Source organism: Sinorhizobium sojae CCBAU 05684, assembly GCF_002288525.1.
GTDB lineage: Bacteria > Pseudomonadota > Alphaproteobacteria > Rhizobiales > Rhizobiaceae > Sinorhizobium > Sinorhizobium sojae.
In genome coordinates this window covers 1,537,980-1,556,629 of record NZ_CP023067.1, presented here as the reverse complement: position 1 = coordinate 1,556,629, position 18,650 = coordinate 1,537,980, and the positions used below count along the sequence as shown (strand labels likewise).

At 62.1% G+C, this 18,650-nt stretch carries 16 protein-coding genes and 2 riboswitches; of the genes, 11 read left to right on the top strand and 5 right to left on the bottom strand.

Annotated elements, in window-relative coordinates; translation table 11 throughout:
- Positions 1-192 precede the first annotated feature (192 nt).
- The 8 genes from SJ05684_RS07705 (at position 193) to SJ05684_RS07670 (ending at position 8,669) form a co-directional block, all read left to right on the top strand.
- Entirely contained in the window at positions 193-1,359 is a 1,167-nt protein-coding gene (locus tag SJ05684_RS07705) for a cysteine desulfurase family protein (protein WP_034854916.1), read from the top strand.
- Between the two features lie 153 nt (positions 1,360-1,512).
- Positions 1,513-2,982 (top strand): Fe-S cluster assembly protein SufB, encoded by a 1,470-nt coding sequence (gene sufB, locus SJ05684_RS07700; protein ID WP_034854848.1) that lies wholly within the window; start codon positions 1,513-1,515, stop codon positions 2,980-2,982.
- 77 nt (positions 2,983-3,059) lie between these two features.
- Positions 3,060-3,815, top strand: coding sequence for a Fe-S cluster assembly ATPase SufC (sufC, locus tag SJ05684_RS07695; protein ID WP_034854847.1), 756 nt, complete (start codon positions 3,060-3,062; stop codon positions 3,813-3,815).
- A 22-nt stretch (positions 3,816-3,837) separates the two neighbouring features.
- A complete protein-coding gene (gene sufD, locus SJ05684_RS07690; RefSeq protein WP_034854846.1) occupies positions 3,838-5,115 on the top strand; it encodes a Fe-S cluster assembly protein SufD in 1,278 nt (425 codons plus the stop codon).
- Positions 5,116-5,126: 11 nt separating this feature from the next.
- On the top strand, positions 5,127-6,368 hold the full coding sequence (locus SJ05684_RS07685) for a cysteine desulfurase (RefSeq protein ID WP_034854845.1): 1,242 nt from the start codon (positions 5,127-5,129) through the stop codon (positions 6,366-6,368).
- Between the two features lie 9 nt (positions 6,369-6,377).
- Positions 6,378-6,758 carry an SUF system Fe-S cluster assembly protein gene (locus tag SJ05684_RS07680; protein WP_034854844.1) on the top strand — a complete coding sequence of 127 codons (381 nt, stop codon included), beginning with the start codon at positions 6,378-6,380 and terminating at the stop codon, positions 6,756-6,758.
- Between the two features lie 130 nt (positions 6,759-6,888).
- A complete protein-coding gene (gene sufA, locus SJ05684_RS07675) occupies positions 6,889-7,281 on the top strand; it encodes a Fe-S cluster assembly scaffold SufA (RefSeq protein WP_034854843.1) in 393 nt (130 codons plus the stop codon).
- Between the two features lie 317 nt (positions 7,282-7,598).
- The gene (locus SJ05684_RS07670) at positions 7,599-8,669 is read left to right on the top strand and encodes a patatin-like phospholipase family protein (RefSeq protein ID WP_034854842.1); all 1,071 of its coding nucleotides are present in this window, start codon (positions 7,599-7,601) and stop codon (positions 8,667-8,669) included.
- Positions 8,670-8,867: 198 nt separating this feature from the next.
- On the opposite strand, the gene gcvP is transcribed toward SJ05684_RS07670, so the two are convergent.
- Genes gcvP through gcvT form a run of 3 tightly spaced genes read right to left on the bottom strand, consistent with a single transcriptional unit; the run spans position 8,868 to position 13,249 of the window.
- Positions 8,868-11,732, bottom strand: coding sequence for an aminomethyl-transferring glycine dehydrogenase (gene gcvP / locus SJ05684_RS07665; protein ID WP_034854841.1), 2,865 nt, complete (start codon positions 11,730-11,732; stop codon positions 8,868-8,870).
- Positions 11,732-12,094 carry a glycine cleavage system protein GcvH gene (gcvH, locus tag SJ05684_RS07660; protein WP_034854840.1) on the bottom strand — a complete coding sequence of 121 codons (363 nt, stop codon included), beginning with the start codon at positions 12,092-12,094 and terminating at the stop codon, positions 11,732-11,734. The genes gcvP and gcvH overlap by 1 nt, the downstream gene beginning before the upstream one ends.
- Positions 12,095-12,109: 15 nt before the next feature.
- Complete coding sequence (gcvT, locus tag SJ05684_RS07655; protein WP_034854839.1) at positions 12,110-13,249, bottom strand: glycine cleavage system aminomethyltransferase GcvT; 1,140 nt, start codon at positions 13,247-13,249, stop codon at positions 12,110-12,112.
- 67 nt (positions 13,250-13,316) lie between these two features.
- Positions 13,317-13,393, bottom strand: a riboswitch (glycine riboswitch).
- Positions 13,394-13,481: riboswitch (glycine riboswitch) on the bottom strand. It abuts the riboswitch before it with no gap.
- A 226-nt stretch (positions 13,482-13,707) separates the two neighbouring features.
- Between gcvT and SJ05684_RS07650 the strand changes: the two genes are divergently transcribed.
- Positions 13,708-14,103 carry a hypothetical protein gene (locus tag SJ05684_RS07650; protein ID WP_034854838.1) on the top strand — a complete coding sequence of 132 codons (396 nt, stop codon included), beginning with the start codon at positions 13,708-13,710 and terminating at the stop codon, positions 14,101-14,103.
- 91 nt (positions 14,104-14,194) lie between these two features.
- Positions 14,195-15,160, top strand: a complete 966-nt coding sequence (locus SJ05684_RS07645; RefSeq protein ID WP_034854837.1) for a DUF1775 domain-containing protein — start codon at positions 14,195-14,197, stop codon at positions 15,158-15,160.
- Positions 15,161-15,299: 139 nt separating this feature from the next.
- Here SJ05684_RS07645 and SJ05684_RS07640 read toward each other — a convergent pair whose 3' ends face one another.
- Entirely contained in the window at positions 15,300-15,686 is a 387-nt protein-coding gene (locus SJ05684_RS07640) for a hypothetical protein (RefSeq protein WP_034854836.1), read from the bottom strand.
- Positions 15,687-16,361: 675 nt separating this feature from the next.
- Between SJ05684_RS07640 and SJ05684_RS07635 the strand changes: the two genes are divergently transcribed.
- A complete protein-coding gene (locus SJ05684_RS07635) occupies positions 16,362-16,793 on the top strand; it encodes a CHRD domain-containing protein (RefSeq protein ID WP_034854835.1) in 432 nt (143 codons plus the stop codon).
- Between the two features lie 418 nt (positions 16,794-17,211).
- On the opposite strand, the gene SJ05684_RS07630 is transcribed toward SJ05684_RS07635, so the two are convergent.
- The gene (locus SJ05684_RS07630) at positions 17,212-18,456 is read right to left on the bottom strand and encodes a trimethylamine methyltransferase family protein (protein ID WP_034854834.1); all 1,245 of its coding nucleotides are present in this window, start codon (positions 18,454-18,456) and stop codon (positions 17,212-17,214) included.
- Positions 18,457-18,650 lie beyond the last annotated feature (194 nt).

The following is an 18,650-nucleotide window of genomic DNA, read 5'->3' as shown; positions in this document are numbered from 1 at the left end:
CGGCTCTTGGTGCCGATCTGTCTTGACGAAACGAGTCAGCTTTTCTAGAACCCACTTTAGAACCGTTCAAAACTTCGGTGCGGGCATTCCGCCATGTGCTTCGTCTCTTAAGGCAAGCGGCGCGGAAAATTCAAGAAAAATGCAACGGCACCGATTTTGCGGAATGGGCAGCTCGTTTTGATGATGGAAAGCATGCCGAGGGCGCGGATTTACATGGACTGGAACGCGACGGCGCCGCTTCTCGGCGAAGCGCGCGAAGCCGTTCTGTCCGCGCTCGACGTGAATGGCAATCCATCGTCCGTGCACGGCGAGGGCCGTGCTGTCCGGGCCCTCATCGAAAGCGCCCGTCGTGACGTGGCAGCGCTCTGCGGCGCGGAGGCGACAGCGGTCACCTTCACCAGCGGCGCCACCGAGGCGGCGAACATGGTTCTGACGCCCGAGTTCCGCATGGGCCGCACGCCGCTCACACTCGGCAAGCTCTACGTTTCGGCGATCGAACATCCGGCCGTGCGCGTGGGCGGACGGTTCGCGCGCGAAGATATCTGCGAGATTCCCGTCACGGGCGCCGGCCTGGTCGATACCGGAGCGCTGGAAGCTTTGCTCGGCGCCCATGATCGCCAGTCGGGCCTGCCGATGGTCGCGGTGATGCTCGCCAACAACGAGACGGGTATCATCCAGCCGATCGCCGAGATCGGCGGGATCGTGCGCGCGCATGGCGGCCTTCTTGTTGTGGATGCGGTGCAGGCGGCAGGGCGCGTGCCGTTGTCGATCGAGGCGCTCGGTGCCGATTTCCTGATTGTCTCCTCGCACAAGATTGGCGGGCCGAAAGGAGCGGGCGCCCTGATCGCCCGCGGTGAAGTCATGATGCCATCTCCGCTGATCCACGGCGGTGGACAAGAAAAAGGACATCGCTCCGGAACGGAGAACGCGCCGGCCCTTGCAGGATTCGCGGCCGCGGCCCGGCAGGCGGCCGGCAATATCGAGAGCCGCATGGCTGTCGTCGCTGCGCTGCGCGACCGCCTCGAGACGGAAATGCGGAAGCATGCGCCGGACGTAGTGATCCACGGCTCGGAGGTCCCGCGACTCGCCAATACGACCTTCTTTACCCTGCCGGGACTGAAGGCTGAAACGGGCCAGATCGCGTTCGATCTCGAAGGCGTGGCGCTCTCGGCAGGTTCAGCATGCTCTTCCGGCAAGGTAGGACAGAGTCATGTGCTGACGGCGATGGGTTATGATCCCCGCCAGGGTGCGTTGCGCATTTCGGTCGGCGAGAGCACGACGCAAGCGGAGATCGAGGCATGCGCCACGGTATTCGCGAAAGTGGCGGCGCGTCGCCGGGCAACCGGAGAGGCCGCGTAAGCCAGGGAAGGTTTGGACGAAATTGCGGAAAAGCAATTTTCCGCTTGGCAAACGGGGTGAAAAGCGCCTTTTAGCCATTACATAAGCGGTGCGCAAACCAGCATCGAGTTGTCAAGCTGCCGGACCTTGGATCCGGCAAGATTGGAGAACGACATGCCTGCCGTGCAGGAAACCATTGATCAGGTCCGCCAAATCGACGTGGACCAGTACAAATACGGCTTCGAGACGAAGATCGAAATGGACAAGGCGCCGAAGGGCCTGTCCGAAGACATCATCCGTTTCATCTCCAGCAAGAAGAACGAGCCGGGCTGGATGCTCGAATGGCGCCTTGAGGCCTATCGCCGCTGGCTGACCATGGACGAGCCGAGCTGGGCGCGTGTCCGTTATCCGAAGATCGACTTCAACGAGATCCACTATTATGCCGCGCCGAAGGGCACGACGGGGCCGAGGTCGCTCGACGAGGTCGATCCGGAACTTCTGAAGGTCTATGAGAAGCTCGGCATTCCCCTGAGGGAGCAGGAGGTTCTCGCCGGCGTGCAGAAGTCGAAGATCGCGGTCGATGCGGTTTTCGACTCCGTCTCGGTCGTCACGACCTTCAAGGAGGAACTGAAGAAGGCCGGCGTGATCTTCATGTCGATCTCCGAGGCGATGCGGGAGCATCCCGATCTCGTACGGAAATATCTCGGTACGGTCGTCCCGCAGTCGGACAATTTCTATGCGACGCTGAACTCCGCCGTCTTCACCGACGGTTCCTTCGTCTATGTGCCGAAGGGGGTTCGGTGCCCGATGGAGCTTTCGACGTATTTCCGGATCAACGAGAAGAACACCGGCCAGTTCGAGCGCACGCTGATCATTGCGGATGAAGGCGCCTATGTGTCCTATCTGGAAGGCTGCACCGCGCCGCAGCGTGACGAGAACCAGCTTCACGCCGCAGTCGTCGAGTTGATCGCGCTGGACGATGCCGAGATCAAGTATTCGACGGTTCAGAACTGGTATCCGGGCGACAAGGAAGGCAAGGGCGGCATCTACAACTTTGTCACCAAGCGCGGCGATTGCCGCGGCAAAAACTCGAAGATCTCCTGGACGCAGGTCGAGACCGGCTCGGCGATCACCTGGAAATACCCGTCCTGCATCCTGCGCGGCGACGGCTCGCGCGGCGAGTTCTACTCGATCGCCGTTTCCAACGGCCATCAGCAGGTCGACTCGGGCACCAAGATGATCCATCTTGGCAAGAACACGTCGAGCCGCATCATCTCCAAGGGTATTGCCGCCGGAGTCTCGGACAACACCTATCGCGGCCAGGTTTCCGCCCATCGCAAGGCGGAGAACGCCCGCAACTTCACCCAGTGCGACTCGCTCCTGATCGGCGACAAGTGCGGCGCGCATACGGTGCCCTATATCGAGGCGAAGAACTCGACGGCGCAGTTCGAGCACGAGGCGACGACGTCGAAGATTTCCGAGGACCAGCTTTTCTATTGCCTGCAGCGCGGTATCCCGGAAGAGGCGGCGATCGCATTGATCGTCAACGGCTTCGTCAAGGAAGTCATCCAGGAATTGCCGATGGAATTCGCCGTCGAGGCGCAAAAGCTGATCGGCATCTCGCTGGAAGGATCCGTGGGCTAAGCCTCGCACGAATTATCGAACCGACGCGCAACGACTTGCGCGAGAAGAGAACACTTCGTTTCCGAAGAGGACGAACAATGCTTGAAATCAAGAACCTGCATGCCCGTATTGCCGAGGACGGCACCGAGATTATCCGCGGCCTGGACCTGACCGTGAAGGCCGGCGAGGTCGCCGCCATCATGGGCCCCAACGGCTCCGGCAAGTCGACACTCTCCTATATCCTCTCCGGTCGCGAAGACTATGAGGTGACCGAGGGCGATATCCTTTACAACGGCGAGAGCATTCTGGAGCTCGATGCCGCCGAGCGCGCGGCCAAGGGCATCTTCCTTGCATTCCAGTATCCGGTCGAAATCCCGGGCGTTGCGACCATGCAGTTCCTGAAGGTGGCGATGAATGAGCAGCGCAAGTACCGGGGCGAAGACGAGCTCTCGACGCCGGAATTCATGCGCCGCGTCAAGGAAGCGGCCTCCGAACTGAAGATCGCGCCGGAAATGCTGCGCCGTCCACTGAATGTCGGCTTCTCCGGCGGTGAAAAGAAGCGTGCGGAAATCCTGCAGATGGCGCTGCTCGAGCCGAAGCTCTGCGTTCTCGACGAGACCGATTCCGGCCTCGACATCGATGCATTGAAGATTGTGGCCGATGGCGTCAATGCGCTCCGCTCGCCGGACCGCGCCGTCGTCGTCATCACCCACTACCAGCGCCTGCTCGACTACATCGTCCCGGACACGGTCCACGTTCTCTACAGGGGCCAGGTCGTCAAGTCGGGCGACAAGACGCTGGCGCACGAACTCGAAGCCAAAGGCTACGCGGATATCATCGAGGCAGCAGCCTGACGCCTGTTGAAGGAGGGTTCGAATGAATATGCAACAGGCGATCAAGATGACGGCAGCCGAAACGGCGCTCGTCGATGCCTATACCGCGCAGCTCGGCGATCTGCCGGGCGATGGCGCCGTACTCTCGCTCCGAGATGCGCTTGTCCATGAATTGAAGACCGCCGGCCTGCCGACCCGGCGCATCGAATCCTGGCATTACACGGATTTGCGCACACTGCTGCGTGCGGTGCCTGCCGCCGATCCGGCCGCCTTTTCGGATCCTGTCGAGGCCCTGGTGCCCGGTTCGTCCGTAATTTCCGTTCGCAATGGCGAGGCGGAGATCGAGAGGCTCCCGGACGTCCTCACGGTGCGCTCCTACACCGAAAGCCTTATCGACGGCTCTGCAGCTGCCGGTCTCTCGGTCCTCGGTGCGGACGATGCGATAGGGCGCATCAATGGCGGACTGGTTCGCGGCGGAGTCGAAATCGCCGTTCCCGAGGGCGTTGAACTTGAAGTGCCGCTGGAGCTTCAGGTTATTCAAAGCCACGGTCAGGCGCATACGCGTTTCCCGGTTTCCTTCGGCGCCGGCGCCAAGGCGACGGTGATCGAACGGCATCTCTCGACCAATGCGGAACCGAGCTTCGTTTCGTCCGTCAGCGATGTGACGCTCGCCGAAGGCGCCGACGTGATCTGGATCATCCTGCAGCAGCAGGGACCGTCCGATACCCATCTCGGCCAGATCCGGTTCGATCTCGGCAAGGATGCAAGGTTGCATCTCTTTGTGATCAATGTTGGCGGCAAGCTGGTGCGCCAGGAGATTCACGGTCGCGCGAGCGGCGAGGGTGCCGACCTGACGCTCCGCGGCATCAACCTGCTCGGCGGCGACGGCCACACGGACGTGACCTTCACGCTCAGCCATGACGTGCCGCACACGACGTCGACTGAGATCATCCGCAACGTCGTGTTCGACCGGGCAAAGGGCGTATTCCAGGGCAAGATCCTGGTCGCGAAGGACGCCCAGAAGACCGACGCTAAGATGTCGTGCAACACGCTGCTCCTGTCAGACGAGGCCGATTTCTCGGCAAAACCGGAGCTTGAAATCTTCGCGGACGACGTGCAGTGCGGTCATGGCGCGACGGTAATCGATATCGATCATACACAGCTTTTCTACCTGCTCTCCCGCGGCATCCCGGAAAACAAGGCGCGCGCGATGCTCGTTAACGCCTTCGTGGCCGAGATCGTCGAGGAACTGGAAGAGGACGAGGCGCTGGTCGAGGCGCTTGAGGGCGTGATCTCGGCCTGGCTCGAAAAACACGCCTGATTGGACAAGACATGGAACAGGTTGCGCCGATGACGGCCTATGACGTCGAGACGATCAGAAAGGATTTTCCGATCCTTTCGCGGATGGTCTACGGCAAGCCGCTGGTCTATCTCGACAACGGCGCTTCGGCGCAGAAGCCCCAGGTCGTCATCGATGCGGTCGCCAATGCCTATTCCAACGAGTATGCAAACGTCCATCGCGGCCTGCATTTCCTCTCCAATGCCGCGACGGATGCCTATGAGGGGGCGCGCGAGAAGGTTCGCCGTTTCCTGAACGCCCCTTCGGCCGACAATATCATCTTCACCAAGTCCTCGACCGAGGCGATCAATACGGTCGCTCACGGCTATGGCATGCCGAAAATCGGCGAGGGCGACGAGATCGTGCTTTCGATCATGGAGCACCACTCGAATATCGTTCCCTGGCATTTCATCCGTGAAAGGCAGGGCGCGAAGCTCGTCTGGGCGCCCGTAGACGATGACGGCGCATTTCATATCGAAGACTTCGTCAAGTGCCTGACCGAGCGAACCAGGGTCATCGCCATCACGCATATGTCGAATGCGCTGGGCACCATGGTTCCGGTCAAGGAAATCTGCCGCATTGCCCGCGAACGCGGCATTCCGGTGCTGGTCGACGGCAGTCAGGGCGCCGTGCACATGCCGGTGGATGTCCAGGATATCGATTGCGACTGGTATGTCATGACCGGTCACAAGCTCTACGGCCCCTCCGGTGTCGGTGTGCTCTATGGCAAGATGGAGCGGCTCAAGGAGATGCGGCCGTTCCAGGGCGGCGGCGAGATGATCGAGGAGGTGACGGAGGATTACGTCACCTACAACGATCCGCCGCACCGCTTCGAGGCCGGCACGCCGCCGATCGTTCAGGCGATCGGGCTCGGCTACGCGCTCGACTACATGGAAAAGCTCGGCCGCGAAGCGATCCGGGCGCATGAGGCGGATCTGACCGCCTATGCGCGCGAGCGCCTGTCGTCGGTCAATTCACTCCGGGTCTTCGGCGACGCGCCCAACAAGGGCAGCATCTTCTCCTTCGAGATCGCCGGCATCCACTCGCATGACGTGTCGATGGTGATCGATCGTGCCGGTGTCGCCGTGCGGGCGGGGACCCATTGTGCCCAGCCGCTCTTGAAACGCTTCGGCGTGACCTCCACATGCCGTGCGTCCTTCGGTCTCTACAATACCCGGGCCGAGGTGGATGCGTTGGCGGATGCGCTCGAACATGCACGCAAGTTCTTTGCATAGGAGGTCGAGATGGCTCTCGAACAAACGCAAGAGAAGGTCGATGTCCGCGAAGGCATCGTGCACTCGGCCATTCCCGCCGAGGAACTGGCGCGTCTCAGCGACGACATCATCGCCGCACTGAAGACCGTCTACGATCCCGAAATCCCGGCCGACATTTTCGAACTCGGCCTCATCTACAAGATCGACATCGAGGACGATCGGATGGTGAAGGTCGAGATGACGCTGACCGCTCCCGGGTGCCCCGTTGCCGGTGAGATGCCGGGCTGGGTCGAGAACGCCGTCGGCGCCGTCGAGGGCGTTTCCGGCGTCGAGGTCACCATGACTTTCGATCCGCCATGGACACCGGACCGCATGTCGGAAGAAGCGCAGGTGGCCATCGGCTGGTATTGAGCCTGTTGCATGCGGGTCTTACGACACGCGCGACGCCGTGGAGGCCATTGATCCGTCAACACACGGGCATTACATTCGATTCTGGAAAGCGCCGGGCCTTTAACCCGGCGACGCGAAGGAGAAGAAGCCGATGGGCTTTGCTGTAATGAGTCTGACCGATGCGGCCGCCGGCCGCGTGCGGTCCATCGTCGAGAATGCCGGGGGCGACGCCAAGGGCATTCGCTTGAGCATCAAGAAGGGCGGCTGCGCCGGCATGGAATATGCCGTCGACCTCGTCACCGAGCCCAGTGCCAAGGACGATCTCGTCGAGCATAAGGGCGCCAGGGTCTGGATCGCGCCTGAGGCGGTACTGTATCTGCTCGGCACGCAGATGGATTTCGAGGTCACGCCGCTGCGCTCTGGCTTCACTTTCAAAAACCCGAACCAGACGTCCGCCTGCGGTTGCGGCGAATCGGTGGAGCTGAAGCCGGCGGACCTCGCCGCGCTCGCGGCCGAGGGCAATCCGGTGGTTCGGGCGAACTGAACGGTTGCTTATTCACTGCGCCTCAAAAAAGGGCCCGGCTTGCCGCCGGGCCATTTTTTACTGTGCGGCCACCGGGCTCATGCTCTCACGGTGGTCGGGGTACGCGGCAGGATCTGCGGAGTCGGGCGCGGATGACTTCGCCAATTCCGTGTAGTCTTGAGGATGATCGCCATCTCGCATAGAGTTCAACCGGGATGCGGGGCAGCAACTTAATCGCGAGGGGAAGGATGTCGCCATTAGGACCGCCTTCGACTGACAGTGCTGATTCGAAGGCAATGTCGCGGCCCATGCGCGGCTGTTGACCGAGCCGTGACACCATGTCCGATCAAGTAACACAAAAGTCAATCGATCTGGCGCTTCAGGGTGGCGGATCCCATGGTGCTTTGACCTGGGGAGTGCTTGATCGGCTGCTGGAAGATAGTCGCATCCGCATCTGCAGCATCAGCGGGACGAGCGCCGGCGCGATGAATGCGGTCGTGCTTGCGGACGGCCTGGAGAAAGGGGGGGCGGAAGTTGGACGCGAGGCGCTAGCAGGATTCTGGAAGGCGGTGAGCGACGCTGCGCGTTGGTCTCCGCTGCAGCGCACCCTTTGGGACCGCATGACGAACAATTTCAGCCTCGACCAGTCCCCGGCCTATCTCTGGTTCGAACAGTTCACGCGGCAGTTCTCTCCCTATCAACTGAACCCGTTCGACATCAATCCGCTGCGCGACCTGATCGCCGGCACTGTCGATTTCGACGCAGTCAATCGATGCTCCAGCCTCAAGGTGTTTGTCACCGCCACCAATGTGCGCACGGGCCGGGCCAAGGTGTTCACGCAGCCAGACCTGTCGGTCGATACCGTCATGGCGTCCGCCTGCCTGCCGTTCATGTTCAAAGCGGTCGAGATCGACGGCGAGGCCTATTGGGATGGCGGCTATATCGGCAATCCCGCGCTCTATCCGCTCGTCGACGACCGCGCCACCCGAGACATCGTGATCGTCCAGATCAACCCGCTTGTCCGCGAGGAATTGCCGACAACCGGCCGGGCAATCATCAACCGGCTGAACGAAGTGACCTTCAATGCAGCGCTCCTGAAGGAGTTGCGTGCCATCCATCTCCTTCACGAATTGATCGAGGCGGAAGGGCTGGAATCCGAGCATTATCGGAACAGCTACGTTCATCTGATTCATGCCCATGAGGAGATCCAGCACCTTAGCGCCTCAAGCAAATTCGCGGCCGAATGGAGCTATCTCCTCTATCTCAAGGAGCGCGGACGGGCCTGGGCCGAACGCTTTATCGACCAGCATTTCGATGACCTTGGAGTCCGCTCGACACTCGATCTCGGCCAGCTGTTCAGCGACAGTTTCAGGTTGCCCCAGCTCGCAGACACCGCCTCGACGGAGTGACCGATAGTCGGAGCCCTGTTCATGCTAGCATCCCAGTAGCACTTTGGCTTGCCGCATGTCTTTGTCCTTGGGGTCGATCTGAGGACACATGCAGTAACTGTTGTTGCCAAGGGTGCGGACGCCCCGATTTCGATGAGAGGAATGCCGTCGCCACTCCGTCGTCGGGGCGTACCAAGGCACGCCCCTTTGCAGACACATTCACTCCGCCGCTTCCGCGTAGCTTTCGATCGGCGGGCAGGTGCAGACGAGATGGCGGTCGCCATAGACATTGTCGACTCGGTTGACGGGCGACCAGTATTTGTCGACGCGGAAGGCGCCGGGCGGGAAGCAGGCCTGCTCGCGGGAATAGGGCCGATTCCAATCCCCGACGAGGTCCTCTACCGTGTGCGGCGCGTTCTTCAGCGGATTGTTGATCCGGTCCATCCCGCCTTCCTCGATGGCGCGTGCCTCCTCGCGGATTGCCAGCATCGCGGCGCAGAAGCGGTCGAGTTCGGCCTTGGTTTCCGATTCGGTCGGCTCGATCATGAGCGTGCCGGCCACCGGCCAGCTCATCGTCGGCGCATGGAAGCCGCAGTCGATCAGGCGCTTGGCGATGTCGTCGACGCTGACGCCGGCGCTTTCGGCAAGCGGACGCGTGTCGATGATGCACTCATGCGCGACGCGGCCCTTCGCGGATTTGTAGAGCACGTCGTAGGCCCCCTTCAGCCGCGCGGCAATGTAGTTAGCGTTGAGGATCGCCACCTTCGTCGCCTGCGTCAGCCCTTCGCCACCCATCATCAGGCAGTAGCTCCAGGAAATCGGCAGGATCGAGGCCGAGCCGAAGGGAGCGGCCGAGACCGTGCCGTCGTGCTTGTCCGCTTCCGGGTGGCCCGGGAGGAAGGGAACAAGATGCGCCTTGACGCCGATCGGACCCATGCCGGGACCACCGCCACCATGCGGAATGCAGAAGGTCTTGTGCAGGTTCAGGTGACTGACATCCGAGCCGATATCACCGGGGCGGGAAAGCCCGACCATGGCGTTCATGTTGGCGCCGTCCAGATAGACCTGTCCGCCGTGCCTGTGCACGACATCGCAGACCTCGCGCACGTTCTCCTCGAAGACGCCGTGCGTCGAAGGGTAGGTGATCATGCAGCAGGAGAGAGTGTCCGAAAACTGCTCCGCCTTGGCGCGGAAATCGTCCATGTCGATCTCGCCGATATCGCTCACCTTGACGACGACGACCTTCATCCCGGCCATGTTCGCCGAGGCGGGATTGGTGCCGTGGGCGGAGGTCGGAATCAGGCAGACGTCACGGTGCGCATTGCCGTTGGCGATGTGATAGGCCCGGATCGCGAGCAATCCCGCATATTCACCCTGGGCGCCGGAGTTCGGCTGCATCGAAATCGCGTCATAACCGGTGATGGCGCAGAGTTTTTCCGAGAGGTCCTCGATCAAATGCTGGTATCCGAGCGCCTGGTCGGCGGGGGCGAAGGGGTGAATCTCCGAAAATTCCGGCCAGGTGATCGGCAGCATTTCGGCCGTCGCATTGAGCTTCATCGTGCAGGAGCCCAGCGGGATCATGGCGCGGTCGAGCGCGAGATCGCGATCGGCGAGGCGGCGCATATAGCGCGTCATCTCGCTCTCCGCCCGGTTCATATGGAAGATCGGATGGGCCAGATACTCGCCGGTGCGCAGCAGCGCCTCGGGCAGCCGATAACCGGGCTCGAACGCCTCGACGTTGAAATCGCCGCCGAATGCGCGCCAAACCGCTTCCAGCGTCACCGGCCGCGACCGTTCGTCGAGGCTGATGCCGATCTTTGTAGGGCCGATCTTGCGCAGGTTCACGCCCTCGGCAACGGCCGCCTTCAGAATGATTCCCTGCAACTTGCCGACCTCGACGGTGATCGTGTCGAAGAAAAGATCCGGCTCGACCCTATAGCCGAGCTGTTCAAGACCCATGGCAAGTCGCACAGTCTTTTGATGCACGCTCTGGGCGATTGCCTTGATGCCCTCCGGGCCGTGGAAGACGGCGTACATCGACGCCATGACGGCGAGGAGCACCTGGGCGGTGCAGATGTTCGAGGTCGCCTTTTCCCGGCGGATGTGCTGTTCGCGCGTCTGCAGGGCAAGACGATAGGCGCGATTGCCGCGGGAATCGACCGATACGCCGACGAGGCGCCCGGGCATGGAGCGCTTGTAGGCATCCTTCACGGCCATGTAGGCGGCGTGCGGCCCGCCATAGCCGACCGGCACGCCGAAGCGCTGCGTGGAGCCTACGGCGATATCCGCACCCATTTCACCGGGTGACTTCAACAGTGCCAGCGCCAGCGGATCGGCAGCGACGGCCGCGACTGCGCCCTGCTCGTGGAGCTTCGCGATGAGGTCCGAAAAATCCCGGACGTGACCGTAGGTGCCGGGATATTGGAAGATCGCGCCAAAGACGGCGGCGGGGTCCAGGTCCTCGAAAGGATCGCCGAAGACAAGCTGCCAGCCGAGCGGCTCCGCACGGGTCTTCAGCAGGGCGATCGTCTGGGGATGGCAGTTCTCGTCGACGAAGAAGGCCCTCGCCTTGGACTTGGCGACGCGCTCCGCCATGGCCATGGCTTCCGCTGCCGCTGTCGCCTCGTCGAGCAGCGATGCATTGGCAACGTCAAGGCCGGTCAGGTCGCACACCATCGTCTGATAGTTGAGCAATGCTTCGAGGCGGCCCTGGCTGATTTCCGGCTGGTAGGGTGTGTAGGCCGTGTACCAGGCCGGGTTCTCCAGGATGTTGCGCTGGATAACCGGCGGCGTGATCGTGCCGTAATAGCCCTGGCCGATCAGCGAGACGAGTTTCTCATTGCGGTTTGCCGTTTCGCGCAGCTTGTCGAGCGCTTCGCGCTCGGTCATCGGAGCGCCCCAGGAGAGCGGCGTTTCCTGCCGGATCGAAGCCGGAACCGTGTCGTCGATCAGCGCATCGAGGCTCGGATAGCCGACGACTTTCAGCATCTCCTCCATTTCGGCCGGGGAAGGGCCGATATGGCGCCGATTGGCGAAATCGTAAGGCTTGTAGTCGGTAAAGGTGAAGTCCTTTGGCATGCTCATCAGCTGACGAGCTCCTTATAGGCCGCTTCATCCAGAAGGGCATCGGCCGAACCCGGATCGGCGAGCTTGAGCTTGAAGAACCAGGCTTTGCCTTGAGGGTCGCTGTTGACCAGCGCGGGGTCGTCGACAACGGCCTGATTGACTTCGACGATTTCGCCATCGAGCGGACAGTAGACGTCGGAAGCGGCCTTGACCGATTCGACGGTCGCAGCCGAGTCTCCTTTGGAGAAGGTCGCGCCAACCTCCGGCAGTTCCACGAAGACGAGATCGCCCAACTGGCCGGCTGCATGTTCGGTGATGCCGATCGTCGCAACGCCGCCGTCGATCTTCAGCCACTCGTGTTCCTCGGTAAATTTCAGCATACGCGCTTCTCCTGGTCAGCGTTTGTAGGTTTGTTTGACGAAGGGCAGGGCGGAAACCGTGACCGGCAGATATTTGCCACGCACCTCCGCAAAGAGTTTCGTGCCGTTTCCGGCGTAGGCCGCATCGACATAGCCCATGGCAATGGGGCCATCGACGCTCGGGCCGAAACCGCCGGAGGTCACGCTGCCCGCGGCCACCGTGCCATCGGCATCGGCGAAGAGTTTCGCGCCACCGCGCACCGGCGCCCGCCCGTCCGGCTTAAGCCCGACGCGGCGCCGGCTCGTACCATTAGCGAGTTCGGCAAGGATGCGGTCTGCACCGGGGAAGCCACCGGCCCTTTTGCCGCCGGCGCGGCGGCTCTTCTGGATCGCCCATTCGAGCGCCGCTTCGACCGGCGTCGTTCCGGTATCGATGTCATTGCCGTAAAGGCAGAGGCCCGCCTCCAGACGGAGCGAATCGCGGGCACCGAGCCCGACGGGCAGCACGTCCGGGTGCTCGAGCAGGCGCTGCGTCACGTCGACCGCCGAGGCAACGGGGATGGAGATCTCGAAGCCGTCTTCACCGGTATAGCCGGAGCGGGAGATGATGCAGGCGACGTCGTGGAGGTCCGCTTCCGCCACATCCATAAAGCGCATGGAGGCGATGTCGGCCCAGAGTTCGCCGAGCACCGCCTCGGCGCGGGGCCCCTGGAGCGCCACGAGGGCGCGATCGTTCAGCATTGTCACGAGACAGCTGTCGCCAAGGCCGCGCTGCAAATGCTCGAAGTCGGCGGCCTTGCAGGCGGCGTTGACGATGAGGAAAAGATGGTCGCCGCGGTTGGCGATCATCAGGTCGTCGAGGATCCCCCCTTCGTCGTTGGTGAAAAGCGCATAGCGCTGGCGGCCCTCCGCAAGACCGAGCACATCCACCGGGACCAGCCTTTCGAGCGCCAGAGCCGCATCGGCGACCCGGCCGGAGCGAGGGCGGATGGCGATCTGCCCCATATGGGAGACGTCGAAGAGACCGGCTGCCGCGCGGGTGTGCAAGTGTTCCTTGAGCACGCCCTCCGGATATTGCACCGGCATTTCATAGCCGGCGAACGGCACCATGCGTGCACCCAGCGACAGATGGAGCGCGTGCAGCGGCGTATGCTTCAAGCGGGAGATACTTTCCAAAGTCCGGCCTCCAGGTCTGGCGCAGCATGCGCCGGCTCACACTACCGGCGCCAAGCGCCGACAAATTCGAGCCCCCTCTGTCCCTTTGCCTGAGATTGTTATCCCTTCGGCGAGCGTGAAACGCTTCTCTCCAGAGTCCTTACCGGCATCCCGTTGGTCCTTTGGCCTGAGAGTTTCCGGGGCGGTTGCTCCTTCGGCACCGGATCGAACCGGTTTCTCCCAACAAGATCGTATCCAGATAACGGCGAAGTCCGGATTTTGGCAAGGGACAATGTCGCGTCCAAGCATATTTTTGTCGCCACGGCCTTACAGCGCACTGCGGCCTTTGGGACGCTAGGCAGAATCGGGGCCGATTTTCGGGCCCTTACGCTTGCGTCGGGGCAAGGGCACCTGCGGCAATTCGGCCTCTGCAATTCCTGGCGGTTGTGGGTTACCAAGTTCGTATCGATGAGGCGACGATGAGCGGGCGTGGGGAAAATCTCGGGATTGCGGTGCGGCTGCTGACAGCCTTCGCACTCCTTTTCCTTGCCTTCGCCCATAAGCCCGGCCTCGCGCAGCAGGCGAGCCCGGCGCTCTCAGCCGAATACCTTCTCCCCGACGGCACCTTCGCGGATATCTGCTTTGGCACGCACGGGGTCGATGGCGATTCGCGGCACGGGAAGGCGCCTGCCAAGGCGCCGGTGTGCGAGGCTTGCCGCCTGGCCGCATCGATCGTCTTGCCGTCGCCGCCCGAAGAAGGCGGGCCGGTCGTAAACGGCAGCTGGTTGGTATCCAGGCCGGACGTTGCAGACCAGGTCACACTTGTCGCCCGCCGCTTGCTGCCGCCATCGCGCGGTCCGCCGGCTTTTTCGTAATTCTCCCCAGTCCAGTCTTTAATGCATTCCGCCGCCCGCGCGGCACCACGGGGCCCATGGATCACAAGGCACGTGGTTTGGAGATTACGAGATGAACAGACTTACCTTTCTCACCGCCGGCATGACACTCATAGCCGGCATGGCCCACGCGCATGCGACCTTCGAAGTGGATCAGGCGCAGAACGAAAAGTCGTTCAAGGCGGTTCTACAGCTGCCGCATGGCTGCGACGGCAAGGCGACGACCGAGGTACAAGTGAAGCTGCCCGAGGGCTTCGCCTTCGCAAAGCCGCAACCGAAGCCCGGCTGGGAGCTTGAAATCATCAAGGGCGACTATCAGAAGACCTATGACAACCACGGAACAAAAGTATCCTCCGGCCCGGTCGAAATCCGCTGGAGGGGCGGCACTTTGCCCGATGCGCATTACGACACCTTCGTGATCCGCGGCAAAGTTTCCGGCTTCGACAAGGAAACGGTACTCGCCTTCCCGACCGTCCAGCTTTGCGGCGCGGACGACAGGCTCGCCTGGGACGAAGTGCCAGCCGCCGGGCAGGATCCCCATGCTCTGAAAAATCCGGCACCGACCATAAGCGTGACGCTCGCAGGCGAGGAGCATGCCCATGGCGCGCACGGCGGGGTCCAGACCACCGGTCGGGTGGAGGCGGGGGATCTCGAAATCTCCGGCGGTGCGGTGAAAGCCATGCTGCCGGGCGCCAAGGTCGGTGGCGGTGGTTTCATCGTGAAGAACAACGGCAGCGCCGATGACCGGTTGATTGCGGCGGAAAGCCCGGCTGCAGGCCGCGTCGAACTCCATGAAATGACGATGGAGAATGACGTGATGAAGATGCGCAAGCTCGAAGACGGCATCGCCGTTCCGGCGGGCGAAACGGTCGGGCTGAGAAGCGGTGGGCTGCACCTGATGTTCATGGAGGTGAAGAAGCCCTTTGCCGAAGGCGATGTGATCCCCTTGACGCTCACCTTTGAAAAGGCCGGCAAGGTGGACTATGCGCTGCCGGTCGGCAGTGCCGCCGGCGGAACGGACCAACACAAGCACGAGTAAAGGCCACTCCGGCGGAGCGGGTTTACTGCATGTCTCCTTAAGTCGACCTCGATTTGAGGGCAAAGACATGCAGCAATTGAAGTACTACAGCGACCTTTGCGCGTATGATAAGACGCGCGGCGCTGTGGCGTCCGCTCCATCACCCCTGTTGGATAAATTGCTCGAGCATGGCGGAGACCTCGTCGGCCTCCTGCTCCCCCTCCGCCTCGGGCTCATCCGGTCGGTCGTCGTCCTGACCGGAGTCTCCTTCCTCTTCCTGCATGAACTCGAGGTAACGACGCAATGTTTCCGCCGCACTCTCCTGCGGCGGGCGCCGTTCGGCACTGATCAGCATCAGCGCCTGGGATAAGGCCCCCTTGGTTTTCGCGATCGGTGCGAGCGCTGCGGCTTTGGGCTCGACCGGCCGGGCCGAGAGCAGCGTGATCGCCTCGTCTGTGGGTCCGTCGCCGCGTATGCGGGCGGACGGTTTGACGGCTTCCGCCGCATAGGCCGCCGTCGTTGCGGAAACGGTTACAACCTGGGTCACTTTTCAACCCCGAGTTAAGTCTATTTCTCCTCTGTGCCAGATTTCCTTTGACCGGCGGTGAAACCCGGCGGTTGCATTTGATGCAAATTCAACGGACCAAGGGGGATTTGCCTAAGGGGACGCGAAGCGCTGGAGGCGCTTTAAGGCATCGGTTGCAGGCCCGTCTTCTTTCGGCGGTCTGGGCGAACAGCGGTCCGGCATGTACTATCGGTTTTGCAACGCAGTGCAATGACGCCGATCCTCTTCCCCTAAGGGAAGAAGTGGGCGACTTCAGTCATTCGGAAAGGACGAAGCTCATGCGGGCGGTCTTATTGCTGATGGCACTTGCTGTTCTTGGGGCCTGTTCTCAAACCGGGAGCCCCACGGTTTACCACCACTACCAACCGGGCGAGGGTGAATACTACACGGGCATCGTGCCCCCGACGCCCCTTTGACGAGGGACTACGCGCGGGCAGCGGTTTTCGCCTGGCCGTGTAGCCCGCCGATCTACGCCCAATGAGGCTATAACAGCCGACGCCCTCTGGCCGGCGAGCGCCTGCGCCTTATCTACACTCTGCTGCTTATATCTTCGCCTGGACGCATGCTGGAGAAGCGGCGTTCAAGGACGGCGGCAGTCTCGGATGACATGCGTGCGGCGAAGAACGCATGAGCCGCGTCAGATTGGAGGAATGAGCCATGCAGTCTTGGACAAAGACGACAGGTATCATCGTAGCGCTGGGCTTTCTCGCTGCCGCTTCGGCGGGACTTGCGGAGGAGATGAAGTTCGAGGCAGAACTCAAGGGAAGCGAGGAGGTGCCGCCGGCTGAAACCGGTGCAACGGGAACGGCCGATGTCACCTATGATACGGAAAGCAAGAACCTCACTTGGACCATCGAGCAGTCGGGCCTGAGCGGCGATGTGACCGCTGCCCATTTCCACGGACCTGCCGCGCCCGGCGAGAATGCGCCGCCCATGGTGCCGATCGAGCTGTCGGCGCTCTCTGAAGGTTCCGCAACGCTGGACGAAGCCCAGGCATCGGCGCTGACCGAAGGGCGCATGTATATCAACCTGCACACGGCCGCCCATCCCGACGGCGAGATCCGCGGACAGGTGGTGAAGGCTGAATAGACCGGGAAACGCAGGACGAACACGCCACCCGGGCGGACCGCTACAGCGCCGCGCGTCTTTTAAGACGCGCAAAGGTCGCTGTAACTCGTTGTATCTGCGCATCGAGCTTTCCGAAAATCGGGTACGAATTTCGGGCCGATGCGCAAGGCCCGCCCGTATCATGCTACGGCGCAATCCCAACCGAGAGATTTGATCCGGCGCTGATGCCAGAATATCAATGATCGTCAACGCGTCAGGAAGGACGATTCGATGCGAAAGATCATGCTGTTGCTGGCATTGCTGGTCCTGGCGGCGTGCCAGTCCGGAAAGGTCCACGTCGGTGGGGAGGGTGAGTATTACGAAGGCATCGTCTCGCCGCGATGAAAGGGTGGTATTCGACGGCGCCGCGTGCTTCTTCGGGCGCGCAGTGGCTCTCGGGTCACATGCGGATCCGTTGCCGCAGTTCCGATTCCAGTCGAGGATCGAGCGGTAGCGGAGGCGCGCTTTCGCCAGCCTCAATGCCATAGAGTTGGGCAATCGCGGTTGCTTCACGTTCGAATTTGCCGATCGAAACACTTCGGCCCTGTTCTAGCCAGCCCGCGCTATGGAGGATGAAATCGGCACCTGAAAGAACCGAGGCGGCCGTCGCTCTGGCGCCCTCAGCGCCAGCCTGGCCGTCATCCACCTTTGCGGAAGTCACGCCGCCTTCGCCGCGAATCGGTACGCCAAGGCGGCGGGCAAGCTGGACCGCGTAGATCTGCACGACATGCGACGCCGGATCGCCATAGCAGGGCAGCATGCTCTTCATGCCGAAAGGAATGGCAAAGAGGCCCATGACCGCCGGCGCACCGGGCGACCAGAGCTGTGTCAGTGCCAGGCCCGCCAGGACCTCCGCATAGCCTTGGATCAGTGTGCCGGCGACGGTCACCGGCGAGGTCGCCCCCATCATCATGTAGGAGGTAACCATGCAGGCTTGTCGGCGCCGTGCAACGGCGCGCAACACCTTCAGCGGGTTGTCCTTGTAGACCAGCGGCGGCGTGGCGTTGATCAGGTGCAGAAGTTCGCAGGCGCCGTCCGTCGCATCGCGGCCGACCGCCATTGATGCGACGTCGATGACGTCTACGGCCGCCTCCGGCGATGCGATGCAGCCCATGAACGGCTTGTCGGAGAGCGTCAGATGCGCCAGCGCCATCTCCATCGGCCGCACTGTTTCGGGAACGTCATTGAGGACGCAGATCATGTGACCGGTGTTGGAGAGTGCCGGCGCCGCATGCGCCATCGAAACCAGCCGGCGATAAATCGACAATGATCCGCTGCTACGTTCGCCGTTTTCGAGGAGGACATTAGGCGCACCGTAGATCGGCGCGAACACGGGAGCATGCTTCGCCCCAATCGACGTGTCCCGCACGGGATTGCGCGCCCTGAGCGTAAAGCTTTCCGGTGCGTTCTCGCGGATGATCTTTCGCAGCCGCGGGCCGTCCAGTAAGACGTGGTCGCCTTTCACGATGCCGCCGTTCTGCCGCCACAGATCGACCGTTTCCAGGTCGCCTTCGAACCGGATGCCGACTTCCGCCAGCACATGATCGGCACCATCCTCGATCTGTCGAAGCGCCGCCTCATCCGGCGGTGATCGGCCGATCAGGGCCATTTCGAAGTCGCGATTGACGGATGGGGAATCCAGCATCTCCGAGGTCCTGAGCACAAGCTGCGTCTACGGCGCCTTGATAGCAGGCTCGGAGAAATTCAACCGTTGCAAATGCGACCTTGGCGCGCCCTGAGCAGACTTGCGTGGCTTCGCCTACGCGTCATCCGCTTGGTTTTTGTGTTGGCGCGGCATTCATCGGAAAGCCGTGGGGCATACTCAACGGATCGGACAAG

Coding starts and splice junctions, on each gene's coding strand:
- SJ05684_RS07705 (WP_034854916.1), top strand. CDS start 193: ATGCCGAGGGCGCGGATTTACATGGACTGGAACGCGACGGCGCCGCTT.
- sufB (WP_034854848.1), top strand. CDS start 1,513: ATGCCTGCCGTGCAGGAAACCATTGATCAGGTCCGCCAAATCGACGTG.
- sufC (WP_034854847.1), top strand. CDS start 3,060: ATGCTTGAAATCAAGAACCTGCATGCCCGTATTGCCGAGGACGGCACC.
- sufD (WP_034854846.1), top strand. CDS start 3,838: ATGAATATGCAACAGGCGATCAAGATGACGGCAGCCGAAACGGCGCTC.
- SJ05684_RS07685 (WP_034854845.1), top strand. CDS start 5,127: ATGGAACAGGTTGCGCCGATGACGGCCTATGACGTCGAGACGATCAGA.
- SJ05684_RS07680 (WP_034854844.1), top strand. CDS start 6,378: ATGGCTCTCGAACAAACGCAAGAGAAGGTCGATGTCCGCGAAGGCATC.
- sufA (WP_034854843.1), top strand. CDS start 6,889: ATGGGCTTTGCTGTAATGAGTCTGACCGATGCGGCCGCCGGCCGCGTG.
- SJ05684_RS07670 (WP_034854842.1), top strand. CDS start 7,599: ATGTCCGATCAAGTAACACAAAAGTCAATCGATCTGGCGCTTCAGGGT.
- gcvP (WP_034854841.1), bottom strand. CDS start 11,732: ATGAGCATGCCAAAGGACTTCACCTTTACCGACTACAAGCCTTACGAT.
- gcvH (WP_034854840.1), bottom strand. CDS start 12,094: ATGCTGAAATTTACCGAGGAACACGAGTGGCTGAAGATCGACGGCGGC.
- SJ05684_RS07650 (WP_034854838.1), top strand. CDS start 13,708: ATGAGCGGGCGTGGGGAAAATCTCGGGATTGCGGTGCGGCTGCTGACA.
- SJ05684_RS07645 (WP_034854837.1), top strand. CDS start 14,195: ATGAACAGACTTACCTTTCTCACCGCCGGCATGACACTCATAGCCGGC.
- SJ05684_RS07635 (WP_034854835.1), top strand. CDS start 16,362: ATGCAGTCTTGGACAAAGACGACAGGTATCATCGTAGCGCTGGGCTTT.
- SJ05684_RS07630 (WP_034854834.1), bottom strand. CDS start 18,456: ATGCTGGATTCCCCATCCGTCAATCGCGACTTCGAAATGGCCCTGATC.